We start from the raw sequence: 23,655 nt of genomic DNA, 5'->3' as shown, positions 1-23,655 counted from the left end.
TCAGGCCATCGAGTGACGCACGATCGTCTGATCGCGCCCCGGACCCACGCCGACCGCCGACACGCGGGCACCGGAGAGCTCCTCGATGCGCTCGATGTAGGCGCGGGCGTTGGCAGGCAGGTCCTCGAAGGTGCGGCAGTCGCTGAGGTCCTCCCACCAGCCCGGCATCTCCTCGTACACCGGAACCGCGTGGTGCACGCCGGTCTGGGTCATCGGCATCTCCTCGACCCGCTCGCCGTCGACGTCGTAGGCGACGCAGATCGGGATGGTCTCCAGGCCGGAGAGCACGTCGAGTTTGGTCAGGAAGTAGTCGGTGATGCCGTTGACGCGGGTCGCGTAGCGGGCGATCACCGCGTCGAACCACCCGGTCCGCCGCGAGCGACCGGTGGTCACGCCGAACTCGCCGCCCTGCTTGCGCAGGTTCTCGCCGGCCTCGTCGGTCAGCTCGGTCGGGAACGGACCCGCGCCGACGCGCGTGGTGTAGGCCTTGAGGATGCCGATCACCGCGCTGATCTTCGTCGGGCCGACGCCGGAACCGGCCGAAGCGCCACCGGCGGTCGGGTTCGACGAGGTCACGAACGGGTAGGTGCCGTGGTCGACGTCGAGGAGCGTGCCCTGGGAACCCTCCAGCAGCACCCGCTCGCCGCGCTCCAGCGCCTTGTTGATCAGCAGCTTGGTGTCGGCGATGCGGCCCGCGAACTTCTCCGCCTGCCCCAGCACGGTGTCCACGACCTCCTCCGCGTCGATCGCGCGGCGGTTGTAGACCTTGACCAGGATCTGGTTCTTGATGTCGAGGGCGGCCTCGACCTTCTGGCGCAGGATCTTCTCGTCGAGCAGGTCCTGCATCCGGACGCCGACGCGAGCGATCTTGTCCTGGTAGCAGGGGCCGATGCCGCGACCGGTGGTGCCGATCTGCTTCTTGCCCAGGTACCGCTCGGTCACGCGGTCGATGGCCACGTGGTACGGCATGATCAGGTGCGCGTCGGCGGACAGCAGCAGCCGCGAGGTGTCGACCCCGCGCTCCTCCAGACCTGCGAGCTCCTCCAGCAGGACGCCCGGGTCGACGACGACGCCGTTGCCGATCACGTTCGTCACGCCGGGGGTCAGGATCCCCGACGGGATGAGGTGCAGCGCGAAGTCCTGCCCGTCCGGGAGCACGACGGTGTGTCCCGCGTTGTTGCCGCCCTGGTAACGCACGACCCACTGCGCCTGCTCGCCGAGCAGGTCTGTCGCCTTACCCTTGCCTTCGTCGCCCCACTGGGCGCCGATCAGCACGATCGCCGGCATGTGAAACTCCAACCTGGACTGGGTGGTCGCCAGCGTGACCGCACGCTTCGCCCGCTCCCACCACGGGGTATGCCGGTCGATCAGGGTAAACCAGGAGCGAATCGTGAGTACCACCGCATTGTCCTGCGGAAACGTTGATGGCGCAGCGCGTCCGGCCGGTGACTCTGTGCAATGGCACGAGGTTTCCGCCGCGCCGGGTCGCAACGAGGTCGATCCGCTGCTGGCAGAAGCAACCGATCGGGTGGTCGTGCGCGGCACGGACATGGACCTGGCGGCCGTCGTGCTGCGGTTGCTGCGCAAGGAGCGGCTGACCGAGCTGACCGTCGGCTACGTGCCGGTGGCCGACTCGCCGGTGGCCCGGCTGTGGGGCCTGGATGTCGGGGACTTCGAGCGCGCGCTGACCGCCTCCCCGCGACCGGTGCCGCTGATCAGGGACGACTCTGGCGGGATCCTGCTGGGCGAGGGCGTGATCGCACCGATCACCGGGCAGGCGTACTGCGACGACGAGCAGGTCCTCAACGGCGCCGCGCACAGTCTCGTGGTCTCCCCGGACCCGGACGCGGCACCGCTGCCGGACCCGACGGCCGATCCGCTGAACCACACGATCGATCCCCCGATGGACGGGCTGCGGGTGAGCGTGACCCGGCGCGGACTGCTGCGCCGTCGCACCGGGACGGCCCGGGGCCGGGCGTTCCAGGCGTCGTTCCGGTCGGCCACCGTGCGGCACGACGGCAGCGATCACCCCCGGCCGATGGAGAAGTGGGTCTGGTACCGGCACACCGAGGACCTCAACCTGGCGCGTTGATCACCGGGTGTGTGGAATTCACATTTTGCTACCACGATCGGTGGCGACTTCACGCCATGTCACCTTCCGGCCACTCTTCGGCATTGAATCGGCCACCCACGTGGGCAATCGTCATCACGAAGCAGGCGATCTAGCCCACTGCGGAGGAAGCCATGACACGTTCGTTGCGCGCGACCCTGACCGCCCTGCCGCTGGCCGGACTGATCAGCATCGGGCTCGCCATCCCGGCCGCCGCCGAGCCGCCGGGCGTCCCCGACCCGGCCACCGCCAAGGCCGAGCTCGCTGAGCTGACCGTCGCCGCCGAGGGCTCGATGGACGGCTACAGCCGGGAGAAGTTCCCGCACTGGATCGACGGGCCGGACAACTGCAACACCCGCGAAGCGGTGCTCAAGCGGGACGGCGACGGCGTCGAGGTCGGCTCCGACTGCTACCCGACCGCCGGCAGCTGGGTCAGCCCGTACGACGGCGAGACCTGGACCCAGCCGTCCGACGTGGACATCGACCACATCGTGCCGCTGGCCGCCGCGTGGCGCTCCGGTGCCGCCGAGTGGACCCAGGACCAGCGCCAGGCGTTCGCCAACGACCTGGAGGGCCCGCAGCTCATCGCGGTCACCGACAACGTCAACCAGGAGAAGGGCGACCAGACCCCGGACACCTGGATGCCGCCGGCGACCGACTACCACTGCACCTACGCCTCGATGTGGGTCGGCACCAAGCACAAGTACCAGCTGACCATCACCGAAGCCGAGAAGGGCGCCCTGCAGACCGCCCTGGACGGCTGCTGATCGTCTTCGGAGCAGCGGGCACTTCCCGGCGTGGAGGTGCCCGCTTTCTTCTCGCAAGGAAGGCACACTGGCCGTCATGGCTGAGTTGCGCACGACGTTGACCGCGCCCCCGGGCGGGGTGATGACCGATGAGGTCGGCGTGATCACCGGCGACTTGGAGCTGGCGACCTCCTGCGAGCAGAGCGCGGTGAAGGTGTGGATCCGCTACTCCGGAGCCGAGGAGTGGTACCGCCTCTCAACAGCCGACTGCGAGCTGCACGACCCCCGCGACCACGAGCCGCTGCACGCCAGCCTCGCAGCGGTGCTGAACCGTCCCTAAGCGGAGCTGTGGGGAAACGCTTTGCGTGGCGGTGCGGGTGGCGGAACCTGAGCGCCTCCGTGGACTCCGTGCGCCGCTCCTTGAGTATTCGAATACGCGGCGTCCCGGCGAACTCGCCACGAAGGCGCTGGCGAACCCGCGGCGCTGCCAGCGCCTCGGGTGGTGGAAGAGTATGCGGCTCCGCCGCATACTCAAGCAGCTCTTAGCCCTCGTCCGGGTGGAGTGGCGGCAGGGCCGCGACGGCTTCGGTGCGGGTCAGGCCGGAGGCCTGCAGCAGGTCGACGGCGATCGAGCGCACCTGCAGGACCACGACCTGCATCGAGAAGTCGCCCTCGCCCAGCAGTTCCACTGTGGACTTCTTGGCGACCGAGCGCGCGGCTTCCCTGGCCTGCAGCGGATCCTTGCCGCTGGCCAGCTCGTCGCGCAGCAGCACCACGGTTCCCGCGAGCTCCTCCAGCATGCCCGGTAGCGGGCGTGGAACGGGTTCTTCGTCGCGCAGCGCGGCCAGCGCCCGCCGGGCCAGCACGCGCGTGTTGCGCAGCGCGCGGTCGACGGGTGTGGCGGCGGTTTCGTAGCGATCCAGGTCGCCGCGCCTGCGCCAGCGGATCGGCGCGAACCGGGCGATCTCGGCCCCGGCCTCCAGCGCTGCGCGGAACTCCTCGACGGACTTGTGGCTCTTGCGGGCGTCGGCCAGCACGTCGGCGGCCATGGACACGTCGCGGTGCGCGACCGCGCTCGCGACCCCGCGCAGCGCGTCGGCGAGCGCCCCCAGCACGACGCGACCGTTGCGGTGCGCGACCGCGAGGGGGTTGGCGGGCAGCAGCGCGGCGACGGCGAAGCCGACCAGCCCGCCGATCGCGGCGTCGAGCATCCGCGTCAGCCCGCCGGCCGTGGCGGGCGGCAGCAGCGTCGCGACCAGCACGGACGATGACGCGGCCTGCAGGACGATCACGCCGCCGCTGTCCAGCAGCACGGCGGTGGACATCGCCAGCGCGACGACCAGCGCGATCTGCCAGGTCCCGGTGCCGATCACCGAGATCAGGACGTCGCCGACGCCGACGCCGATGCTCACGCCGACGACGAGTTCCAGGGCTCGCCGCATCCGCTGCCCGAGCGAGACGCCCAGCGAGATCACCGCGGCGATGGGGGCGAAGAACGGCGCGACGTGCCCGACGATGTCGTGCGCGAGGAACCAGGCCACGCCGGCGGCCAGCGCGCACTGGACGATCGGCACACCGGTGCGCAGCAACCGCCGGAGCCGGCGGGTCAACTCCTCACGCAAACGCAGCACGACACCATCCTCCGCCACCGAACGCCCGCGCCCGCCGGGCGGTCCCGGATCTCAGTGGAAATCGGGGTCCGGAATTCCACTGATATCCGGTCCACCCGGGACGTGCGGGACCCGGGCACGACGAACCGGCCCCGTGCGGACAGCGGGTTCGCGCGGGGCCGGGTTCGCGGTCGTCAGGCGAGGTCGTTGGCTTCCAGGGAGGCCGGGTCGCTGTCCTCGAGGAGCTGGCGGCAGCGGTCGAACTCCTCGGTCTCGCCGATGGCGCGAGCCGCCTTGGCCAGTGCCGCGATCGAGCGGAGCACGCCGCGGTTGGGCTCGTGGCGCCACGGGACCGGGCCGAAGCCCTTCCAGCCCGAGCGGCGCAGGGCGTCCAGGCCGCGGTGGTACCCGGTGCGCGCGTAGGCGTACGCGGCGATGTTCTCCCCGCTGTTCAGCGCGTTGTCGGCGAGCGCGGCCCAAGCGGCGCTGAACGCCGGGTGCTGCGCGGCGACCTCGGCGGGGTCGGTGCCTGCGTCCAGGGCGCCCTGCGCCTCCGGGCTCTCCGGCAGCAGCGTCTCCGGCGGCTCCAACAGATTCCTCGTCATGCCCTCATCCTCGCACTTCACCCAAGACGACGACGGTCCGTCCACCCACAGGGCAGACGGACCGTCAGAACAACAACCAAGCCAACAAACGTCAGGCAACCGGCGAAGCCGGTTCCTCCTTCACCACCTGAGCAACCGGCACCGCCGCGGGTTCTGACACGTCTTCTGGGGAGGACAGCCGCAGCGCCGCGTATTCGACATACTCAAGTCGCGGATCCCGGAGCCAGAAGGCGTGTCAGGTTCCGCCACCCGCACCGCCACGCAGAACGAGCAGCAGGAACAGGAAACGTCAGCCGGCGATCATGCGGCCTGCGGACTTGAGGACCTCGCAGCCCTGGGCGACGCGAGCGGCCATGGCCTGCTCGGCGACCTTGAGGTAGCTGCGCGGGTCGTAGGTCTTCTTGTTGCCGACCTCGCCGTCGATCTTGAGCACACCGTCGTAGTTCTTCAGCATGTGGTCCGCGATGGGCCGGGTGAAGGCGTACTGGGTGTCGGTGTCGATGTTCATCTTGATCACGCCGTAGGAGACCGCCTCGTGGATCTCCTCCAGCAGCGAACCGGAACCACCGTGGAAGACCAGGTCGAACGGCTTGGAGCCGGCGGCCAGGCCCAGCTTCTCCGACACCACGTCCTGACCCTGCTTGAGGATCTCCGGGCGCAGCTTGACGTTGCCCGGCTTGTAGACGCCGTGCACGTTGCCGAAGGTCGCGGCCAGCAGGTAGCGGCCCTTCTCGCCGGTGCCGAGGGCCTCGACGGTCTTGATGTAGTCGCCGGGCGCGGTGTAGAGCTTGTCGTTGATGTCGTTGGCGACGCCGTCCTCTTCGCCGCCGACGACGCCGACCTCCAGCTCCAGGACGATCTTGGCCTTGGCCGACAGCTCCAGCAGCTCCTGCGCGATCTGCAGGTTCTCGTCGAGGTCGATCGCCGAGCCGTCCCACATGTGCGACTGGAACAGCGGGTTCTCGCCGCGGTTGACGCGCTCCTGGCTGATCTGGATCAGCGGCTTGACGTAGCCGTCGAGCTTGTCCTTCGGGCAGTGGTCGGTGTGCAGCGCGATGTTCACCGGGTACTTGGCGGCGACGACGTGCGCGTACTCGGCGAGCGCGGTGGCACCCGTGACCATGTCCTTGACCTTGGTGCCGGAGGCGAACTCGGCGCCCCCGGTCGACACCTGGATGATGCCGTCACTCTCGGCCTCGGCGAACCCGCGCAGCGCCGCGTTGAGCGTCTCCGACGAGGTCACGTTGATCGCTGGGTAGGCGAATTCACCGGTCTTCGCCCGGTCCAGCATCTCCGTGTAGACCTCGGGGGTCGCGATGGGCATCGGTCATCCTCCTCAGATGGAGTTCGGTCGTGAAGTGACGCGAGATCGCGCAGCATCCTAGGAACCCCAGCGCACCGTCCGCGGCGCGTCGGGGCACATACCACTCTTTCGCGCGTCACAGTGCCCCAGCGGTGTTGTTTTGAAAAGTTGGTGCAAGGATTCAGAAAACGATCCTGTGCACATACTCACACGCTGGAGCACCCGCCGCCTACAGCCAAGCGCCGGTGACGACTTCCCACTGGCGGATGGTGGTCGAGGCGATCACCCCGGCCTTGGTGTACGGGTCGGCGGCCAGGACGTCCTGGAGCTCGGCCTCGTCGGCGGTCTCGTAGATGATCTGCGCGCCCTTGCCGTCGGTGTAGGGCCCGCCGGCCAGCAGCGTGCCCCGCTCGGCCAGTCCTCGCGAGTACTCGCGGTGCTCCGGGCGGACCTCCAGCCTCTTGTCCTCGTCGGGCCCGTAGACCAGCTCGACAACGAACCTCGCCATGTTCTGCCTCCCTAGCGGCGGATTCAACGATCGTCATGGACGCTAACCCGAACCCGCCCCGCGAACCCATCCTCGCCCGGTAAGTTCTTCGATCATGGGCGGTGATTCGGAAGGGATCGAGCGCAGCGTCGAGAAGACCTTCGGCACCCTGCGCAAGTTGGACGGAGTCCACCGGGAGACTCAGCAACCGCTGTCCCTGGAGGACATCTACAAGCAGCAGCGGATGCGGATGGTCCGGCTGGCGATCCTGCTGGTCGACGACATCAGCAGCGCCGAGGACGTGGTCCAGGAGGCCTTCACCGGGCTCTACCGGAACTGGTCCGGGCTGCGCGACGCCAACGCCGCGATCGCCTACCTGCGCACGGCGGTCGTCAACGGTTCCCGCTCGATGCTGCGCCGCCGCAAGACCGCCCGCGAGTACCAGCCGCCGCACCAGGCCAACGCGCGTTCCGCGGAGTCGCTGGCGATGCTCACCGCCGAGCACCAGGCGGTGGTGGACGCGCTGGGCAAGCTGCCGCGCAGGCAGCGCGAGGTGCTGGTGCTGCGCTACTACGGCAACCTGTCGGAGGCCGAGATCGCCGAGGCGACCGGCGTCTCCAAGGGCACCGTCAAGTCGACGGCGAGCCGCGCCCTGGAGGCGTTGCAGAAGCACATCGCGAGCTGACGACGGTCTATATTCGGCGAATCAGACATTCCCTCCGGTCTCACCGTCCGTGACCGGTTCAGCGGGTTCGGCTGAGCCGTAAAACACCGATTTTGGTGTAGACCACTGCTCGCGTTTGGCGGAGGATCGTCGTTGTGAACACTGCCGAACTGATCCTCACCGGCGCGCGGGTCGTCACCCCGGGCGGAGTCGCGCAACCGGGCTGGGTGCGGGTGTCCGCGGGCAAGATCGCCGCCGTCGGCGACGGCGCCGTCCCCCAGGGCCCGGCGATCGAGCTGTCCGGGCGCTGGCTGGTGCCGGGCTTCGTGGACATCCACTGCCACGGCGGTGGCGGCGGTTCGTTCACCTCCCTCGAACCCGAGCAGACCGAGACCGCGGTGGCCCACCACCGCGCGCACGGCACCACCACGATGCTGGCGAGCCTGGTGTCCGCGCCGGTGCCGGAGCTGGTCAAGCAGATCGCCACGCTGGCCGAGCTGACCGCCGACGGCCTGCTGGCCGGAGTTCACCTGGAAGGACCGTTCCTCTCGCACGCCCGCTGCGGCGCGCACGCTCCGGAGGCGCTGCGCGCGCCGGAGGCCGACGACGTCCGCCAGCTGCTCGACGCCGGCCGCGGCGCGGTCCGGATGGTCACCCTCGCGCCCGAGCTGCCCGGTTCGCGGGACGCGGTCCGGCAGCTGGTCGACGGCGGTGCGATCGCGGCCGTCGGGCACACCGACGCGGTCGCCGACCAGGTGCTGGAGGCCGTGGACGCCGGAGCGACCGTGGCGACGCACCTGTTCAACGGCATGCGCCCGCTGCACCACCGCGAACCCGGACCGGTCGGCGCGCTGCTGGACGACGAGCGGGTCAGTGTGGAGCTGATCTGCGACCTGGTGCACCTGCACCCGACCGTCGCCCGGCTGGCCGCCACCCACGCCGGAACCGACCGGACGATCCTGGTCACCGACGCCATCAGCGCCACCGGAGCCGGTGACGGCACCTACGAGCTGGGCGCGCTGCCGGTGACCGTCGTCGACGGCGAGCCCCGCCTGGCCGACGGCTCGCTGGCCGGCAGCACGCTGACCATGGACGCCGCGTTCCGCAACCTGGTGCGCAGCTGCGGGCTGTCCGTGCCCGCCGCGGTCGCGGCCACCTCGACGAACCCGGCGCGGCGGCTCGGGCTGGCCGACGTGGGCGAGATCCGCCCGGGCGCGGAGGCGAACATGGTCGTGCTCGGTGACGACCTGGACCTGCAGGGCGTCATGCACGGCGGCCGTTGGCTCACCCAACCCTCGTGACCTGCTGCATCGCCGATCTGCAGCCGTTCGGCCGGGCGGCTGGTTAGGGTCGGGGGATGAACGGCCGGGAAACCGAGGACGCGCTGTCCGCCGCGTTACGGGCGCGAGCGGGCGGTCGGCCCTCCTCGTCGCAGCGCACGCTGCGAGCCACTCCCACGGGAGTGCTGCTCTTCGTGATCGTTCTGGGACTCCTGTCCGGATTGCTCGCGGCGGGCGTCACAGTCCTTTACCCCATTGGGTGATCGTGGGTGTGCGCTGCGTTGATGTCCCGCAGCTCTCCCGAAATCCGGGCGAAGCGGCGTCACGGTACCGTTGGCAAGCGTGACGTCCGAATTCGCCGCCGCGGCACAGCCCGCGCTCGCTCTGCTTCCGGATTGGCTGAATCCGGAGAACATCGTCTCTGGTCTCGGCCCGTTCGCGCTGATCGGCGTCTGCCTGATCATCTTCGCCGAATGCGGTCTGCTCATCGGCTTCTTCCTGCCGGGTGACTCGCTGCTGTTCGTGACCGGCATGTTCGTCGCCATCGGCGCGATCAACACGCCGATCTGGCTGGTCTGCGTGCTGCTGGCGGTGTGCGCCTTCGTCGGCAACGTGACCGGGTACTGGATCGGGCGCAAGGTCGGCCCGGCGATGTTCAACAAGCCCGACTCGAAGCTGTTCAAGCGCGAGCACGTCGACAAGACGCACGCGTTCTTCGAGAAGTACGGCGCCCGCGCGATCATCCTGGCCCGCTTCGTGCCGATCGTCCGCACGTTCATCACGGCGGTGGCCGGCATCGGGCAGATGGACCAGAGGAAGTTCTTCAGCTACTCGGCCATCGGCGGTGTGGCCTGGACCCTGAGCATGACGCTGCTCGGGTTCTTCCTGGGCAACATCCCGTGGATCCGGAACAACATCGAGGCCATGGCCATCATCATCGTCGTGATCTCGATCGTGCCGATCATCATCGAGTACATCAAGGGACGCCGCGAGAAGGCCCGCGAAGCGGCCTGACGGAACCCTCGGAAGAAGAGCCGGCACCCATCGGGTCCGGCTCTTCTTTCGCGTCCGGGGTCGGTTCGGGTCCGAACCGCCCGCAGCTCACCACGCCAGGCCGAGGTCCGCGTGCTGCTGCACCCAGGTGTGCATGACCACGCCCGCGGCGACGCCGGCGTTGATCGACCGGGTGGAGCCGAACTGCGCGATGGAGACCACCAGGTCGGCCTCGCGGCGGGACTCCTCGTGCAGCCCGGGCCCCTCCTGGCCGAACAGCAGCACGCACCGTCGCGGCAGCTCCGCGCGCTCCACCGGGATCGCCCCCGGCGTGTTGTCCACCGCCACGATCGCCAGGCCCGCTTCCCGCGCCCACGCGGTCAGCGACTCGACGTCCGGGTGGTGGTGGACGTGCTGGTAGCGGTCGGTCACCATCGCGCCGCGACGGTTCCAGCGGCGGCGACCCACGATGTGCACCGCCTCCGCAAGGAACGCGTTGGCGGTGCGCACCACCGTGCCGATGTTGTGGTCGTGCTGGAAGTTCTCGATGGCCACGTGGAAGTCGTGCCGCCGCTGGTCCAGGTCGGCGACGATCGCCTCCCGCTTCCAGTACCGGTAGTGGTCGACGACGTTGCGCCGGTCACCGTGCTCCAGCAGCTCCGGGTCGTAGCGCTCGTCGTCCGGCCAGGGGCCCTCCCACGGGCCGACGCCGACGCTGGTGCCCCACTCGGTGGGCCCGACGTCCTCGCTCACGCCAGTCCGAGGTCGGACAGCCCCAGCAACGTGCGGTAGGGCAGTCCCGCTTCCTCGATGGCCTCGCGAGCCCCGGTGTCGCGGTCGACGACGGTCGCCACGCCGACCACCTCGGCGCCCGCTTCGCGCAGCGCCTCCACGGCGATGAGCACGCTGCCGCCGGTGGTCGAGGTGTCCTCCACGGCCAGCACCCGCCTGCCGGTGATGTCCGGTCCCTCGATCTGGCGCTGCATGCCGTGGGCCTTCGCGGACTTGCGCACCACGAAGCTGTCCAGCGCGGGACCGTCGGCGTGCATCATGGCCGCGGCGACCGGGTCGGCGCCCAGGGTCAGCCCGCCGACGGCCGTGTAGTCCCAGTCAGCGGTGATCTGCCGCAGCAGACTCCCGATCAGCGGGGCCGCCTGGTGCTGCAGGGTCGCCCGGCGCAGGTCCACGTAGTAGTCGGCCTCCTTGCCGGAGGACAACGTCACCTTGCCGTGCACCACCGCGAGCTCTTTGACCAGACGGGCCAGTTCGGAGCGCTGCTTCTCGTTCACCACGAGACCCGAGGATAGTTCTCAGGTCCGGCCGGGAACGGTGCGGGTGACCACCATGCGCTGCAGCTTCTTCGGGATCAGCCGTCCGATGGCGACCAGCGCCTTGTACTGGGCGCCCGGGATCGACACCGCCTTGCCCGCGCGGAGGTCGGCCAGCGACTCGTGCACGACCTGGTCGGCCTGCAGCCAGAAGGCCCGCGGCAGCTTGCTCATCTCCAGGCCGGCGCGCTCGTGGAACTCGGTCCGGGTGAACCCGGGGCACAGCACCATGACCCGCACCCCGGTGCCCGCCAGGGACGTCGCCAGGCCCTCGGAGAAGGCGATCACGTACGCCTTGGTCGCCGCGTAGGTGGAGCCGGAGACGGTGAAGAACCCGGCCACGCTGCCCACGTTGATCACGTCGCCGCGCCCGCGCTCGCGCATCGTCCGCACGGCCGCGTGGGTGAGCTCCAGCACCGCCGCGACGTTGACGTCCAGCTGCTGCCGCAGCACCTCGGGCGCGAGGTCCCAGAAGGCCCCGCCGGTGCCGAACCCGGCGTTGTTGACCAACACGTCCACCGGCCTGGACGCGTCGCTGAGCCGCTCGGCGACCTTCGCCCGCTGCGCGGCGTCGGACAGGTCCGCCGGGAGGATCTCGACCCGCACGTTGTGCCTGGTCTGGAGCCGGTCGGCGAGCTCTTCGAGCCGCTCGGTGTCGCGCGCGACCAGGACCATGTCGTGACCTTCAGCGGCCAGCCGACGAGCGTAGGTGCGGCCGATACCCGCGGTGGCACCGGTGACGAGTGCGGTAGGCATACGCCGAACCTACCGGTCTCGTGGATCCGGGGTCGTGGTCGGTTTGCTCGGCGGAACCTGAACCGCTCCTCGCCACCGAAGAACCCCCGGCAGTGCCAGGTGCTCAGGTGGTGAGGGAGGAAGCGGCTTCGCCGCTCGCCCGACGGTGCGGCTACTGGATGTGTTCCGAGGGCTCTTCGGCTTCGGTTTCGGCCGGAGCGGTGTTGGGGTCGCTGTCGAACGGGTCGACCAGGTCGGCGAGGTCGCCGAGATCGCGCAGCAGGCGTTCCAGGCGCGCCGGGTCGGCGTCGGCTGGGTGCATCGCGGCCAGCACCCAGTCGTTCTCCAGCCAGACCACGGTGACGTCCTGGCCGATCTCCTCGGTGGCGTCAACGAGGTCGGCGGTGACCAGCGGGCGGGCCGAGGCGACCTCGGTGACGAAGGCGTAGCGCGAACCGACCGGTCCGAGCAGGTCCAGCCCGGAGTCCTGGGGCACCGGCACGTCCGGCAGCCACAGCTCGATGGTCGCCGGGGTCGTGCGGCGGCAGCGGACGCCCACCAGGACGGCGACGTTCTTGCCCCCGGCCTCCAGGTCCAGCACGTAGACCTGGCGACGGCCGTCGGCGGTGAACGTCGAGCCCGCCACCACGTCCATCGCGGTCGTCGCGCCGTACTGGGCGAGCACGCCGCGCTCCCACCGCGTCGGCAGGACGCGGTCCACTTCGGCGAACTGCCAACCGCGCAGCGCCGCCCAGCGGCGCCGCTCCCGGTTGTTGGAGGTGCGCTGCGATCGGTCGGAGATCAGCAGCGCGACGCCGGCGACGATCGCGACGACGGCGACGAGGAACCAGAGCCACGCAGGTATGCCCACACCGGGCAGGGTAGTCCGAACATCGCGGAACTCGAAGATCACCTGGGCATCGGAATCCGAACCGCTCGTTCGGCTGACCTTGACGTGCGAAAACCCTGATCCGGCCGGATCAATCGGCGCGGTTGTCGCACAGCGCCCGCCACTCGGCCGTGTCGGGCGCAGGACCGCGCAGGGCGGCACCGTCTGCGCGGAGGCCCTCCAGGACCAGACCGAGGTAGCGAGCGCGGAGTTCGGCGCGACGGGCTTCGGTGGTCGGCAGCGACGGGTTGAGGTGCTTGAACAGCAGCAGGACGTCGGTCCAGTCGACGTCGGCGCGGAGCTCTCCGGCCAGCTTGGCATCGTCGACCAGGGACTCGATCACCTCGGCGACGCGCTGCTGCAGGTCGCGGAACTCGACCGAGAAGGTGTGCCGCTTCTCCAGCTGCGGCAGCACCGTTCCGATGCCCGACCCCTCCCGCAGGCAGCGGTGCATGAAGCGGCTCAGCGCCCGCCACGGATCTCGCTCCTCGGCGCGCGCGGCCTCGGCCTCGTCGATGACCAGGCGGAACGCCGCGATGCGCACCTGCTCGACGAGCTCGGCCTTGCTCGGGTAGCGGCGGTAGATGCTGGCCACGCCGACCCCGGCGCGCTTGGCGACCTCGGCCATCGGAGCGGCCATCCCGTGCTCGGCGAAGACCTCCCGGGCGGCTCGGATGACGGCGTCGTCGTGCCGAGCGGTCGTTGCTGTGGCCATGGACACAAGGCTACGCCCGCGCGGAATGGTTCGTTCCGCTAAGAGGTTGTCGTTGCCGGACGTCCCCGAACCCGACCGCAGAGGAAATCCATGACCACCGAACTGGCACGCCCCAGCCTCACGCGCGAGCGCGGGTTGTCACGTTCCGGCTCGTTCTGGTTCATCGGCGGGATCTACGCCCTGTTCCTGATGGCCTCCACCGCCCCGTCCCCGATGTACTCGATCTACCAGCAGCGGTGGGGGTTCACCAACACCGTCCTGACGGAGGTGTTCGCCTCCTACGCGGTGGCGATCCTGGTGGCGCTGCTGCTGTGCGGGTCGCTGTCCGACCACATCGGACGGCGCCCGGTGCTGATCGGCGCGCTGGTGGTGGAGATCGCCGCGGTGCTGGTGCTCGCGCTGGCCACCGGCGTCGGCGGCCTGTTCGCCGGCCGCGTGCTGCAGGGCCTGGCCACGGGTGCGGCGACGAGCGCGATCAGCGGTGCGCTGCTGGACTTCCAGCGCCCCGGATCCAGCCAGGGCTCGCTGGTCAACGGGGTCGCGGCGGCGCTGGGCATGGCGGGCGGATCACTGCTGTCGGGAGTCCTGGTGCAGTTCGTCCCGGGCCCGACGCTGACCAGTTATCTGCTGCTCGCAGCCGGTTTCGCCGTGGCGATCCCGGTCGTGGTCGCGATGCCGGAGCCGGTGGCGAAGACCAGCTCGATCGGTGAGGCGCTGCGCCCTCGCAGGCCGGTCGTCCCGGCGGGCCAGGGAGTCCGGTTCGCGCTGATGTCGACCATGGTGCTGGCCTCGTGGATCGTCGGCGGGATGTTCATGTCGCTGGCCCCGTCGGTGGTCAAGGGCATGGTGCACGACCTGCCGAACCTGATCAGCGGACTTCCGGTGGCGGTGCTGGCCGGGGTCGGTGGTCTCACGCAGCTGCTGCTGGCCCGCTGGGCCGCCGAGCGAGCGGTGCGCGTCGGAGCGGTGCTGATGATCATCGCGATGGCGGGGATCGCGGCCGCGGTGCTGTCCCACCACGCCGACCTGTTCTTCGTGGCGACGGCCGTGCTCGGCGTCGGCTGGGGACTGATGTTCATGGGCGCGTTCCGGATGCTCACCGGCTTGGCGGCCCCGCACCAGCGCGCGGGCACGGCGGCGATGATCTACGTCGTCGCCTACCTCTCGGCCACGGTCCCGGCGGTCGTGCTCGGCTACATCAGCACCATCACGGACCTGACGACGGCCACCCTGGTCTTCACCGCGGCGGCCTCCCTCTTCGCCGCCATCGCAGCCCTGTCCACGATCCGCCGCTGAGGCCGGGGCGATTCGAATTTCGCGCGAAATTCGAACGCCGAAGTTCGGGCTCGAATTTCGCGCGAAATTCGAATCGCTCACCCGGCCGCGAGGTCACTCCGCGGGTTCGACGGTGAGGGCGTCGTTGTCGTCGGTGACGTCGATGCGGACCTTGTCGCCCTCGCGGATGTCGCCCCCGAGGAGCTTGCGGGCCAGCTGGTCACCGATGGCCGACTGCACCAGGCGGCGCAGCGGCCGAGCGCCGTAGACCGGGTCGAAACCGTTGAGCGCCAACCAGTCCCGCGCCGCCGGCTGGACGTCGAGGCTCAGCCGCCGCTGCGCGAGCCGCTTGGCCAGCCGGTCCACCTGGATGTCCACGATCGACGTGAGCTCCTCGGTGTTGAGCTGGTGGAACACCACGACGTCGTCGAGCCGGTTGAGGAACTCGGGCTTGAAGTGCCCGCGCACCACCGACATCACGGCCTCGTCGCGGTCCCGCTCGCCGAGGTTGGGATCGGCGATGGCCTGCGACCCGAGGTTGGAGGTCAGCACCAGGATCGTGTTGCGGAAGTCGACCGTGCGGCCCTGCCCGTCGGTGAGCCGCCCGTCGTCGAGGACCTGCAGCAGCACGTCGAAGACGTCGGAGTGGGCCTTCTCGACCTCGTCGAACAGCACCACCGAGTAGGGCCTGCGGCGCACCGATTCGGTGAGCTGACCGCCCTGGTCGTGACCGACGTAGCCGGGCGGGGCGCCGACCAGGCGGGACACCGAGTGCTTCTCGGAGTACTCGCTCATGTCGATGCGGATCATCGACCGCTCGTCGTCGAACAGGAACCCGGCCAGCGCCTTGGCCAGCTCGGTCTTGCCGACCCCGGTCGGGCCCAGGAACAGGAACGATCCGGTCGGCCGGTCCGGGTCGGCGACACCGGCGCGGGTGCGCCGGACCGCGTCGGAGACCGCGCGCACCGCTTCGGACTGGCCCACGACGCGGGCGCCGAGGGCGTCCTCCATCCGCAGCAGCTTGGTGGTCTCGCCCTCCATCAGGCGGCCCGCGGGGATGCCGGTCCAGGCGCTGACGACGTCCGCGACGTCGTCAGCGGTGACCTCCTCCTGCAGCATCGCCTTGCGCTCGGTCTGCGCGTGGGTGGCGGTGTCGAGCTCCTTCTCCAGCGCGGGGATCCGCCCGTAGCGGAGTTCGGCGGCCTTGCCGAGGTCGCCGTCGCGCTCGGCGCGCTCGGACTCCCCGCGCAGCTGCTCCAGCTGGGTCTTGAGGTCGCGGACCTTGTCGATGGACTCCTTCTCCTGCTGCCAGCGCGCGGTGAGCTCGGAGAGCTTCTCGCGCCGGTCGGCGAGCTCGGCGCGCAGCGCGGCGAGCCGTTCGACCGAGGCCGGGTCGGACTCCTTGGCCAGCGCCATCTCCTCGATCTCCAGCCGGCGCACGGCCCGCTCGACCTCGTCGATCTCCACCGGGCGCGAGTCGATCTCCATCCGCAGCCGGGACGCCGCCTCGTCGACCAGGTCGATGGCCTTGTCCGGCAGGAAGCGGGCGGTGATGTAGCGGTCGGAGAGGGTCGCGGCGGCCACCAGGGCGCCGTCGGTGATCCGGACGCCGTGGTGGACCTCGTAGCGCTCCTTGAGCCCGCGCAGGATCGCCACGGCGTCCTCTGGGCTCGGTTCGCCGACGAGCACCTGCTGGAAGCGGCGTTCCAGCGCGGCGTCGGTCTCGATGTGCTCGCGGTACTCGTCGAGCGTGGTCGCGCCGACCATGCGCAGCTCGCCGCGCGCCAGCATCGGCTTGATCATGTTGCCCGCGTCCATCGAACCGTCGCCGGAGGCCCCGGCGCCGACGATGGTGTGCAGCTCGTCGATGAAGGTGATGACCTGACCGGCGGATTCGGTGATCTCCTTGAGCACCGCCTTGAGCCGCTCCTCGAACTCGCCCCGGTACTTCGCGCCGGCCACCATCGAACCGAGGTCGAGCGAGACGACCCGCTTGCCGCGCAGCGATTCGGGCACGTCGCCCGCGACGACCCGCTGCGCGAGGCCCTCCACGATGGCGGTCTTGCCGACGCCGGGCTCACCGATGAGCACCGGGTTGTTCTTGGTCCGGCGGGACAGCACTTGCACGACGCGGCGGATCTCGGCATCGCGGCCGATGACCGGGTCGAGCTCGCCTGCGCGGGCGCGCTCGGTGAGGTCCTGGCCGTACTTCTGCAGCGCTTGGTAGGTGCCTTCGGGATCGGGGCTGGTCACGCGGGCCGAGCCGCGCACCTGGGCGAACGCCTCCCGCAGGGCGTCGGGGGTGGCGCCGTGCTTGCGCAGCAGGTCGGCGACCCGGCCGCCCTCGGCGGCCAGCCCGACGAGCAGGTGCTCGGTGGAGACGTAGTCATCGCCCATCTCGGTGGCCAGGCGTTGCGCGCGGGTGAGCGCCTTGACGGCCTCGCCCGACAGTTGCGGGGCGCCGACCGTGCTTCCGGTGGCGGCGGGCAGCGAGTTCGTCAGCGAGTCGAGCTCGCGCCGCACGTCGGCGACGTCCGCTCCGACGGCGGTGAGCAGCGGTGCGGTCAGCCCGTCGCCTTGCGCGAGCAGGGCGCCGAGCACGTGCGCGGGGCCCACATCCGGGTTCCCCGCCATCGTGGCGGCCTGGACCGCGGAGGAGATCGCCTGCTGGGTCTTCGTCGTCGGGTTGAACGCGTCCATTCCTCACCTCGTGCCGGTTGTCGTGCCTGGTCGTCCCGCTCGTCGGCACCAGACTCCACACGTCCAACGTAACAAAAGTTGAGCGTGTTCCGCTCAAGTCCAGTTTCACACTAATTTTCTTTTTTCACACCGAGTAAACATGGGTCTGACCAATCGGACCAACCTTCCGCAGATTGTTACGCACAGTGCTTGCTTTCAGGGGTTTTGCTCGCTTTGCTATTGCGCCATGACCTACACCTTGGGGACACCACCGCCGGACGGCGAACTCGTCCTTGCGGCCGATGCCGGCCCGCTCGCCGGCATCGAGGACACCATCAACAACGTCTTCACGCCGATCTCGGAGGCCTTCTCCGGGTTCGTGTTCGGTGAGATCACCGTCTTCGGCGTGACCTTCCCTTGGATCGTTGCCTGGCTGGTGATCGCCGCGACGGTGTTCACCCTGGTCTTCGGCTTCGTGCAGATCCGCAACTTCAAGCTCTCGGTCGACCTGGTGCGCGGCAAGTACACCAGCAAGGACGAACCGGGCGAGATCAACCACTTCCAAGCGCTGTCGTCGGCGCTGTCGGGAACCGTCGGCCTGGGCAACATCGCCGGTGTCGGTGTCGCGGTCACCGTCGGCGGCGCGGGCGCCACCTTCTGGATGATCCTCTGCGGTCTGCTCGGCATGGCGACCAAGTTCGTCGAGTGCACCCTCGGTGTGAAGTACCGCGAGATCGACGCGAACGGCAACGTTCACGGCGGTCCGATGCACTACCTGCGCAAGGGCCTCGCCGAGCAGATCCCCAACGCCTTCGGCCGCGGCCTGGGCAAGGTGCTCGCCGTGCTCGCGGCGATCATGATCCTGCTGTTCGGCGTCGGCGGCGGCAACATGTTCCAGGCCAACCAGACCTTCGCCCAGGTCCGCGACGTCACCGGTGGCGAGGAGGGCCTGCTCGGCTCCGACGGTGCCGCGCTGATCTTCGGCATCATCCTGGCGATCATCGTCGGCTCGGTCGTGGTCGGCGGCATCAAATCCATCGGCGCGGTGACCAGCAAGCTCGTCCCGGCGATGGCGATCATCTACGTCCTGGCCTCGCTGACGGTCATCGGCGTCAACATCACCGCCGTGCCGGACGCGGTCGTCACGATCATCCAGGGCGCGTTCACCCCGGAGGCCGGGTTCGGCGGTCTCATCGGCGTGCTGATCGTCGGTTTCCAGCGCGCCGCGTTCTCCAACGAGGCCGGTCTGGGCTCGGCGCCGATCGCGCACTCCGCGGTCCGCACCCAGCACCCCGCCACCGAGGGCCTGGTGGCGCTGCTGGAGCCCTTCATCGACACCGTCATCATCTGCACCATGACCGCGCTGACCATCGTCATCGCGCAGCCGCAGCTGTGGGTCGAGGGGCAGAAGGCCGTGCTGGCCGGCGGCGAGGAGCCGGACGGCGTCACGGTGACCTCGCAGGCCTTCGCCGAGGTCCTTCCCTGGTTCCCGTACGTGCTGACCGTGGCGGTCGTGCTCTTCGCCGTCTCCACGATCATCACCTGGGGCTACTACGGCCAGCGCGCGTGGCTGTTCCTGTTCGGCAACACCTCGGTGAGCCGCAACATCTACAACGTCGTGTTCTGCCTGTTCGTGATCGTCGGCTCGGTGCTGAGCCTGAGCAGCGTCATGGACTTCACCGACGCGGTGCTGTTCCTGCTGGCCCTGTTCAACATCATCGGCCTCTACATCATGATCCCGGTGGTCAAGCGGGAGCTGGCCGACTACAAGGCCAAGATCCGCTCCGGCGAAGTCCGCAAGGTCGACTCGAAGTCCGGCGTCTGATCCCAGTGGCGGTGCCGGTTGCGGGGGCCGGGCAAGCGACGAAGTCGCTTTCTCAGTACCCCACCTGAGCAACCGGCACCGCCGCGGGTTCTCAGGCGTCTTCTGGTGAGGACAGCCGCAGCGCCGTGTCTTGGACATACATGAGTCGCGGATCCCGGAGCCAGAAGGCGCCTGAGGTTCCGCCACCCGCACCGCTGAGCAAATGGAGTGCCGGAACAGAAGAAACGAAGAAGCCGTGCGCACCCCCGACGTGCGCACGGCTTCTTCTCTCTAGGAGCGGCCGAGCCAGCCACAGCAGACCGCTCCTGGTCTCATTCCTGCTCGTGCACCGCCTGGATGTCGATCTGCACGCGCAGCGTGGTGCCGACGGTGGCGATGCCGCTCTTGAGGGACTGGCTGAACCGCACGGCGAAGTCGTCGCGACGCAGCTGCGCGACCGCCGAGGCCGAGGCCCGGGTGCCGCCCCACTGGTCGGGGCCGACTCCGTCGAAGCGGGTGTCCAGCATGACCGGTTTGCTCACGCCGAGCATGGTGAGCTCGCCTTCCAGGTCCCACTTGTCGCCGCCGCGCGGGCGCAGCCCGGTGGAGCGGAAGGTGATCTCCGGGTACTCGGCGACGTTGAGGAAGTCCTCGGTGCGCAGGTGGTCGTCGCGCAGCTTGTTGCCGGTGTCGATGGTGTCGGCGTTGATGCGGGCCTCCACCAGCGACTTCTCGACCGGGGTGCCGATGCGCACCTCGCCGGAGAACTCGTTGAAGCGGCCGTGGATGCTGCTCAGGCCCAGGTGCTTGGCGGTGACCTGGATGGAGGAGTGCACGGGGTCGATCCGCCACAGCCCGGGGGCGGGCAGGTCGGCACCGCCGATGCGGCGGACCTCGACGTCACCGAGGTGGGCGGTCGCTCCCTCGTGCACCAGGGTGGTGCGGGCGACCGGCTCGTGGCCGATCGCGGTGACGATCGCGGTGTAGGCGCCCGCGGCGAGGCCGGAGGCCATCACCGAGCCCTGCGCGTCGCCTTGAGCTCGTGCGACCTGGGTGCCGCTACCGTCGATGACGGTGAGCACCGCCTCCGGCACCGGCCAGCCGTCGCTGCCGCGCACCGAGGCGGTCACCGCCCCGGCACCCCGGGCGGCACCGGTCTCGCCGTGGGCGGCCGCGGCCTGCGGTTGGCCGAGATCCATCTGAAACACTCCTTTGAAGCAGAGCTCGATCATGATCTTGCTCAGCGGGCGGGCCGACGTCCAGTCGATCCCGCCCGCCGCAGCACGACCGTGACCTCCGGGGTGGTGCTGGTGCGACCGGTCAGCCTTCGGGGTAGCCCAGGTCGACGTCGTGCGACGTCTCCTGGCCCGTCAGCCGCAGCGAGCCCGCGATCGGCGGATAACCGCTGGCGATCACCGTGTACTCGCCGTCGGGCAGGTCGGTGAAGTGGTAGTTGCCGTCGATGTCGGTGGTCCCCGCGGCCACCACCGCGCCCGAACCGTCGAGCAGCGTCACCCGCGCGTCCGGCACCGGCACGCCCAGGTTGGCCGACCGGATGACGCCGCTCAGCTGCGCCCCGGTCTGCAGGGCGACGTCGAGCCGCACCCGCTCCCCGTCTGTGACCACGATCGGGTGGGCCACCGGACGATATCCGTCCGCGGTGACGGTCAGCGCGTAGGAGCCGCCGACCAGGTCGGAGAAGCCGTAGTCGCCGTCGGCGTCGGTGGCGTTGGTGGCCACGACCTCGCCGCGCACGTCGGTGAGCACCACCATCGCGCCCGGCACGCCGACACCGCCGACGTGCACCAGACCGCTGAGCTCACCGGCGCCGAGCAGCTGCACGTCGTGCCTCACCGGGCGGTCGGCCACGACCACCATCGAGGCGGTGGGCTGGTAGCTGCCGCCGGAAGCGATCAGCACGTAGGTGCCGCCGTTGTCGACGGCGAAGCTGAACTCGCCGTCGTTGTCGGTGCGCGCCCGCTCCACCTGGCGCCCGTTGGCGTCGGTGAGGGTCAGCACCACGCCGGACACCGGGGTGCCGATCGAGTCGTGGACGACCCCGTGCACGACCCGCTGCTGGGCGTGCTCCTGGCCGTCCATGAACCGGCCGGTCAGCGCCGCGCCGTTGGAGGCGAACGACGGGATCGACGGCTCGGTCCACGGGCCGGCCTGGGCGGAGTTCATCTGCGCGCCGTTGTTCCGGCCCTCTTCGTGTGCGGCCACTGAAGCCGTCTCCATTTCCTCGTTGCTTTCGATCGTGGTCCGCAACGGCTTCTCGCGGATGAACAGCACCGCGAGGAAGGTGACCACGGAGATGCACGCCGAGATGAGGAAGATGTCGCCGATGGCATCCCCGTACGCCGCGCGGACGATGGTCTGGATCGGCCCGGGCAGGTGTCCGATGTCCAGCGATCCCGTTCCGCCTCCGGAGGCCGCGGCCTGAGCCGCGCCGGGGATCTTCGCCAGCCCTTCCACGATGTAGTCCTGAACGCGGGTGGCCAGCACCGCGCCTAGCACCGACACACCAGCCGAACCTCCCAAGGTGCGGAAGAAGGTGACGACGGAGGTCGTCGAGCCCATGTCCTTGGCGCTGGTGGCGTTCTGCACCGCCAGCACCAGGTTCTGCATGAGCATGCCGACTCCGGTGCCCATCAGGAAGAGGTAGACCCCCACCAGCACCAGGTTCGTTTCGTGATCGACGGTGCTCAGTAGCCCCATCGCAATGATCATCACGATCGAACCGACCACGAGGAAGGGTTTGGTCTTGCCGGTGTACCGGGAGATGACCTGACCGCTGACCGTGGAGGAGATGAACAGACCGCCGACCATCGGCAGCGTCATCAGGCCCGCGGTGGTCGGGCTGAAGCTGCGCGCGATCTGGAAGTACTGCCCCAGGAACACCGCGCCGCCGAACATCGCGGTGCCGACCGCGACGGTGCCGATGGTGGCCATCGTGACCGTGGGGTTGCGGAACATCTTCAGCGGCACGATCGGCTCGCTGTGCTTGGACTCGATGATCACGGCGATGATCAGCGCGACGATGCCGCCACCGACGAAGTAGCCGGTCTCCGGCGAGAGCCAGTCGAAGTTCTTGCCGGCCAGCGAGACCCAGATCAGCAGCAGCGACACGCCGCCGACCAGGAACAGCGCGCCGAACCAGTCGATCTTGACCTCGCGCTTGATCACCGGCAGCTTGAGCACCCGGCCGAGCACGATGAAGGCGACCACGGCGATCGGCACGGTGACCCAGAAGCACCAGCGCCATCCCAGCCACGGGGTGTCGACGATGACGCCGCCGACCAGCGGACCGCTGACGGTGGCCACGGCGAAGGTGGCGCCGATGTAGCCGCTGTAGCGACCGCGGTCGCGCGGCGGGACCATCGCGGCGATCACGACCTGGATCAGCGCCTGCAGGCCGCCCATGCCGATGCCCTGCAGGGCGCGGAAACCGATCAGGGTCTCCATCGACTGCGCGAAACCACCGGCCACGGAGCCGACGGTGAAGATGGTGATCGCGATCTGGTACAGCAGCTTCTTGCTGAACAGGTCGGAGAGCTTGCCCCACAGCGGGGTGGAGGCCGTGGAGGTCAGCAGCATCGCCGTGACGACCCAGGTGTACTGGCCCTGGGTGCCGTTCAGGTCGGCGATGATCCTCGGCAGCGCATTGGACACGATGGTCGAGCTGAGGATGGCGACCAACAGCGCCAACATCAGGCCGGACATGGCCTCCAGGATCTGGCGGTGCGACATCGCCTGGTCCTGGGCCGACTCGTGCGGCGCGCTCGGTTGAGTCGACACCTTCGGCGCCGTCTCCGTCGAGCTGGTCATCGAGTTCCTTCCCCCATCCCGGAGTCTGAGTGATCTCCGCTTTCGATCGTGTGGCGGCGGATGTCGGACATCGCGTCGCCGAGCAACCGGGCCAGTTCGCGGACCTTCGCGTCCTCCCAGCCGACCAGCGCCTCGCCGATCCACTCCGACTTCTTCTGCTCGAGCTCGGCGACGACCCGGTCGCCGAGCTCGGTGGTCCGCAGCAGCGAGACCCGGCGGTCGGCGGGGTCCGGCCGACGTGTGATCAGCCCGGCTTGTTCGAGCTGGTTCACCTGCCGGCTCACCACGGACGCATCGACGATGCGGTGGTGAGCGAGGTCGGAGACCCGGCATTCGCCGCGGTGCACGAGCTCGGTGAGCAGCCCCGCCGCGGCGTAGGGGACCTGGTCGGAGAGCTGCAACCCCCGTTGCAGCGCGACCTGCTTGAGGCCCATCAAGGCGCGGAGCGGGCGGAGCAGCTCACCGCAGGTCTCTGGTGTAGGTCCCATGCGAGCCCATCCTTTTAGTTGCTCTAGGCAACAATAAGACCACTTGGTTGCAGCACGCAACTGAAATGAGGGTGACTCGCACCACCGGCCGTTTTGGCCGTTTTGCCTGATAGGAG

General features: G+C 69.5%; 22 protein-coding genes. 8 read left to right on the top strand and 14 right to left on the bottom strand.

What is annotated here, in order from left to right; translation table 11 throughout:
- On the bottom strand, nucleotides 1–1,287 hold the full coding sequence (locus tag KBO27_RS01305) for an adenylosuccinate synthase (protein WP_210968162.1): 1,287 nt from the start codon (nucleotides 1,285–1,287) through the stop codon (nucleotides 1–3).
- Between the two features lie 166 nt (nucleotides 1,288–1,453).
- On the opposite strand from KBO27_RS01305, the gene KBO27_RS01300 reads away from it, so the two are divergent.
- From KBO27_RS01300 to KBO27_RS01290, 3 genes are all read left to right on the top strand, one after another.
- Nucleotides 1,454–2,092, top strand: coding sequence for a hypothetical protein (locus KBO27_RS01300; RefSeq protein WP_307870187.1), 639 nt, complete (start codon nucleotides 1,454–1,456; stop codon nucleotides 2,090–2,092).
- 152 nt (nucleotides 2,093–2,244) lie between these two features.
- Nucleotides 2,245–2,877 (top strand): HNH endonuclease family protein, encoded by a 633-nt coding sequence (locus KBO27_RS01295; RefSeq protein ID WP_210968161.1) that lies wholly within the window; start codon nucleotides 2,245–2,247, stop codon nucleotides 2,875–2,877.
- Between the two features lie 76 nt (nucleotides 2,878–2,953).
- Nucleotides 2,954–3,196: a hypothetical protein gene (locus tag KBO27_RS01290; protein WP_210968160.1), complete on the top strand. Its 243-nt coding sequence runs from the start codon at nucleotides 2,954–2,956 to the stop codon at nucleotides 3,194–3,196.
- Between the two features lie 202 nt (nucleotides 3,197–3,398).
- Here KBO27_RS01290 and KBO27_RS01285 read toward each other — a convergent pair whose 3' ends face one another.
- From KBO27_RS01285 to KBO27_RS01270, 4 genes are all read right to left on the bottom strand, one after another.
- Nucleotides 3,399–4,487 carry an FUSC family protein gene (locus KBO27_RS01285; RefSeq protein ID WP_307870186.1) on the bottom strand — a complete coding sequence of 363 codons (1,089 nt, stop codon included), beginning with the start codon at nucleotides 4,485–4,487 and terminating at the stop codon, nucleotides 3,399–3,401.
- 173 nt (nucleotides 4,488–4,660) lie between these two features.
- The gene (locus tag KBO27_RS01280; RefSeq protein ID WP_132621800.1) at nucleotides 4,661–5,071 is read right to left on the bottom strand and encodes a DUF3151 domain-containing protein; all 411 of its coding nucleotides are present in this window, start codon (nucleotides 5,069–5,071) and stop codon (nucleotides 4,661–4,663) included.
- Nucleotides 5,072–5,360: 289 nt separating this feature from the next.
- Nucleotides 5,361–6,395 (bottom strand): class II fructose-bisphosphate aldolase, encoded by a 1,035-nt coding sequence (fbaA, locus tag KBO27_RS01275; protein WP_132671980.1) that lies wholly within the window; start codon nucleotides 6,393–6,395, stop codon nucleotides 5,361–5,363.
- Between the two features lie 208 nt (nucleotides 6,396–6,603).
- Complete coding sequence (locus tag KBO27_RS01270; RefSeq protein ID WP_132671981.1) at nucleotides 6,604–6,882, bottom strand: YciI family protein; 279 nt, start codon at nucleotides 6,880–6,882, stop codon at nucleotides 6,604–6,606.
- A 94-nt stretch (nucleotides 6,883–6,976) separates the two neighbouring features.
- Here KBO27_RS01270 and KBO27_RS01265 point away from each other — a divergent pair, with 94 nt between their 5' ends.
- The 3 genes from KBO27_RS01265 to KBO27_RS01255 all read left to right on the top strand — a co-directional run bounded on the left by KBO27_RS01265 (nucleotide 6,977) and on the right by KBO27_RS01255 (nucleotide 9,819).
- Complete coding sequence (locus KBO27_RS01265) at nucleotides 6,977–7,546, top strand: SigE family RNA polymerase sigma factor (RefSeq protein WP_132671982.1); 570 nt, start codon at nucleotides 6,977–6,979, stop codon at nucleotides 7,544–7,546.
- A 125-nt stretch (nucleotides 7,547–7,671) separates the two neighbouring features.
- Nucleotides 7,672–8,826 (top strand): N-acetylglucosamine-6-phosphate deacetylase, encoded by a 1,155-nt coding sequence (gene nagA / locus KBO27_RS01260; RefSeq protein ID WP_210968603.1) that lies wholly within the window; start codon nucleotides 7,672–7,674, stop codon nucleotides 8,824–8,826.
- Between the two features lie 321 nt (nucleotides 8,827–9,147).
- Nucleotides 9,148–9,819, top strand: coding sequence for a DedA family protein (locus tag KBO27_RS01255; RefSeq protein ID WP_210968159.1), 672 nt, complete (start codon nucleotides 9,148–9,150; stop codon nucleotides 9,817–9,819).
- Between the two features lie 87 nt (nucleotides 9,820–9,906).
- Here KBO27_RS01255 and KBO27_RS01250 read toward each other — a convergent pair whose 3' ends face one another.
- The 5 genes from KBO27_RS01250 to KBO27_RS01230 all read right to left on the bottom strand — a co-directional run bounded on the left by KBO27_RS01250 (nucleotide 9,907) and on the right by KBO27_RS01230 (nucleotide 13,465).
- Complete coding sequence (locus tag KBO27_RS01250; protein ID WP_132671985.1) at nucleotides 9,907–10,551, bottom strand: TrmH family RNA methyltransferase; 645 nt, start codon at nucleotides 10,549–10,551, stop codon at nucleotides 9,907–9,909.
- Nucleotides 10,548–11,090 carry an orotate phosphoribosyltransferase gene (gene pyrE, locus KBO27_RS01245; RefSeq protein WP_210968158.1) on the bottom strand — a complete coding sequence of 181 codons (543 nt, stop codon included), beginning with the start codon at nucleotides 11,088–11,090 and terminating at the stop codon, nucleotides 10,548–10,550. Before pyrE ends, KBO27_RS01250 begins: the two co-directional genes overlap by 4 nt.
- Nucleotides 11,091–11,108: 18 nt before the next feature.
- Nucleotides 11,109–11,882: an SDR family NAD(P)-dependent oxidoreductase gene (locus KBO27_RS01240; RefSeq protein WP_210968157.1), complete on the bottom strand. Its 774-nt coding sequence runs from the start codon at nucleotides 11,880–11,882 to the stop codon at nucleotides 11,109–11,111.
- A gap of 151 nt (nucleotides 11,883–12,033) precedes the next feature.
- Nucleotides 12,034–12,732, bottom strand: coding sequence for a TtfA family protein (locus tag KBO27_RS01235; RefSeq protein ID WP_307870185.1), 699 nt, complete (start codon nucleotides 12,730–12,732; stop codon nucleotides 12,034–12,036).
- A 109-nt stretch (nucleotides 12,733–12,841) separates the two neighbouring features.
- Nucleotides 12,842–13,465: a TetR/AcrR family transcriptional regulator gene (locus KBO27_RS01230; RefSeq protein WP_210968155.1), complete on the bottom strand. Its 624-nt coding sequence runs from the start codon at nucleotides 13,463–13,465 to the stop codon at nucleotides 12,842–12,844.
- A gap of 90 nt (nucleotides 13,466–13,555) precedes the next feature.
- On the opposite strand from KBO27_RS01230, the gene KBO27_RS01225 reads away from it, so the two are divergent.
- Nucleotides 13,556–14,761, top strand: a complete 1,206-nt coding sequence (locus KBO27_RS01225; protein WP_210968154.1) for an MFS transporter — start codon at nucleotides 13,556–13,558, stop codon at nucleotides 14,759–14,761.
- A 93-nt stretch (nucleotides 14,762–14,854) separates the two neighbouring features.
- On the opposite strand, the gene clpB is transcribed toward KBO27_RS01225, so the two are convergent.
- A complete protein-coding gene (gene clpB, locus KBO27_RS01220; protein ID WP_210968153.1) occupies nucleotides 14,855–17,440 on the bottom strand; it encodes an ATP-dependent chaperone ClpB in 2,586 nt (861 codons plus the stop codon).
- Nucleotides 17,441–17,666: 226 nt separating this feature from the next.
- On the opposite strand from clpB, the gene KBO27_RS01215 reads away from it, so the two are divergent.
- Complete coding sequence (locus KBO27_RS01215) at nucleotides 17,667–19,244, top strand: alanine/glycine:cation symporter family protein (RefSeq protein ID WP_210968152.1); 1,578 nt, start codon at nucleotides 17,667–17,669, stop codon at nucleotides 19,242–19,244.
- Nucleotides 19,245–19,555: 311 nt separating this feature from the next.
- Here KBO27_RS01215 and KBO27_RS01210 read toward each other — a convergent pair whose 3' ends face one another.
- From KBO27_RS01210 to KBO27_RS01200, 3 genes are all read right to left on the bottom strand, one after another.
- The gene (locus tag KBO27_RS01210) at nucleotides 19,556–20,422 is read right to left on the bottom strand and encodes a YceI family protein (RefSeq protein WP_210968151.1); all 867 of its coding nucleotides are present in this window, start codon (nucleotides 20,420–20,422) and stop codon (nucleotides 19,556–19,558) included.
- Nucleotides 20,423–20,543: 121 nt separating this feature from the next.
- Complete coding sequence (locus KBO27_RS01205) at nucleotides 20,544–23,051, bottom strand: MFS transporter (protein WP_210968150.1); 2,508 nt, start codon at nucleotides 23,049–23,051, stop codon at nucleotides 20,544–20,546.
- Entirely contained in the window at nucleotides 23,048–23,539 is a 492-nt protein-coding gene (locus tag KBO27_RS01200) for a MarR family winged helix-turn-helix transcriptional regulator (RefSeq protein ID WP_210968149.1), read from the bottom strand. Before KBO27_RS01200 ends, KBO27_RS01205 begins: the two co-directional genes overlap by 4 nt.
- Nucleotides 23,540–23,655: the final 116 nt, after the last annotated feature.

The sequence above is a fragment of the Saccharopolyspora endophytica genome, assembly GCF_018070075.1.
Lineage (GTDB): Bacteria > Actinomycetota > Actinomycetes > Mycobacteriales > Pseudonocardiaceae > Saccharopolyspora > Saccharopolyspora endophytica.
Note: the sequence above shows the minus strand (reverse complement) of the source record. Positions and strands in the feature narration are given on the sequence as shown.

What these genes read in the sequence shown, in the direction of transcription:
- KBO27_RS01305 (WP_210968162.1), bottom strand. Translation starts at nt 1,287, where the DNA reads ATGCCGGCGATCGTGCTGATCGGCGCCCAGTGGGGCGACGAAGGCAAG.
- KBO27_RS01295 (WP_210968161.1), top strand. Translation starts at nt 2,245, where the DNA reads ATGACACGTTCGTTGCGCGCGACCCTGACCGCCCTGCCGCTGGCCGGA.
- KBO27_RS01290 (WP_210968160.1), top strand. Translation starts at nt 2,954, where the DNA reads ATGGCTGAGTTGCGCACGACGTTGACCGCGCCCCCGGGCGGGGTGATG.
- KBO27_RS01280 (WP_132621800.1), bottom strand. Translation starts at nt 5,071, where the DNA reads ATGACGAGGAATCTGTTGGAGCCGCCGGAGACGCTGCTGCCGGAGAGC.
- fbaA (WP_132671980.1), bottom strand. Translation starts at nt 6,395, where the DNA reads ATGCCCATCGCGACCCCCGAGGTCTACACGGAGATGCTGGACCGGGCG.
- KBO27_RS01270 (WP_132671981.1), bottom strand. Translation starts at nt 6,882, where the DNA reads ATGGCGAGGTTCGTTGTCGAGCTGGTCTACGGGCCCGACGAGGACAAG.
- KBO27_RS01265 (WP_132671982.1), top strand. Translation starts at nt 6,977, where the DNA reads ATGGGCGGTGATTCGGAAGGGATCGAGCGCAGCGTCGAGAAGACCTTC.
- KBO27_RS01240 (WP_210968157.1), bottom strand. Translation starts at nt 11,882, where the DNA reads ATGCCTACCGCACTCGTCACCGGTGCCACCGCGGGTATCGGCCGCACC.
- KBO27_RS01230 (WP_210968155.1), bottom strand. Translation starts at nt 13,465, where the DNA reads ATGGCCACAGCAACGACCGCTCGGCACGACGACGCCGTCATCCGAGCC.
- KBO27_RS01225 (WP_210968154.1), top strand. Translation starts at nt 13,556, where the DNA reads ATGACCACCGAACTGGCACGCCCCAGCCTCACGCGCGAGCGCGGGTTG.
- clpB (WP_210968153.1), bottom strand. Translation starts at nt 17,440, where the DNA reads ATGGACGCGTTCAACCCGACGACGAAGACCCAGCAGGCGATCTCCTCC.
- KBO27_RS01215 (WP_210968152.1), top strand. Translation starts at nt 17,667, where the DNA reads ATGACCTACACCTTGGGGACACCACCGCCGGACGGCGAACTCGTCCTT.
- KBO27_RS01210 (WP_210968151.1), bottom strand. Translation starts at nt 20,422, where the DNA reads ATGGATCTCGGCCAACCGCAGGCCGCGGCCGCCCACGGCGAGACCGGT.
- KBO27_RS01205 (WP_210968150.1), bottom strand. Translation starts at nt 23,051, where the DNA reads ATGACCAGCTCGACGGAGACGGCGCCGAAGGTGTCGACTCAACCGAGC.
- KBO27_RS01200 (WP_210968149.1), bottom strand. Translation starts at nt 23,539, where the DNA reads ATGGGACCTACACCAGAGACCTGCGGTGAGCTGCTCCGCCCGCTCCGC.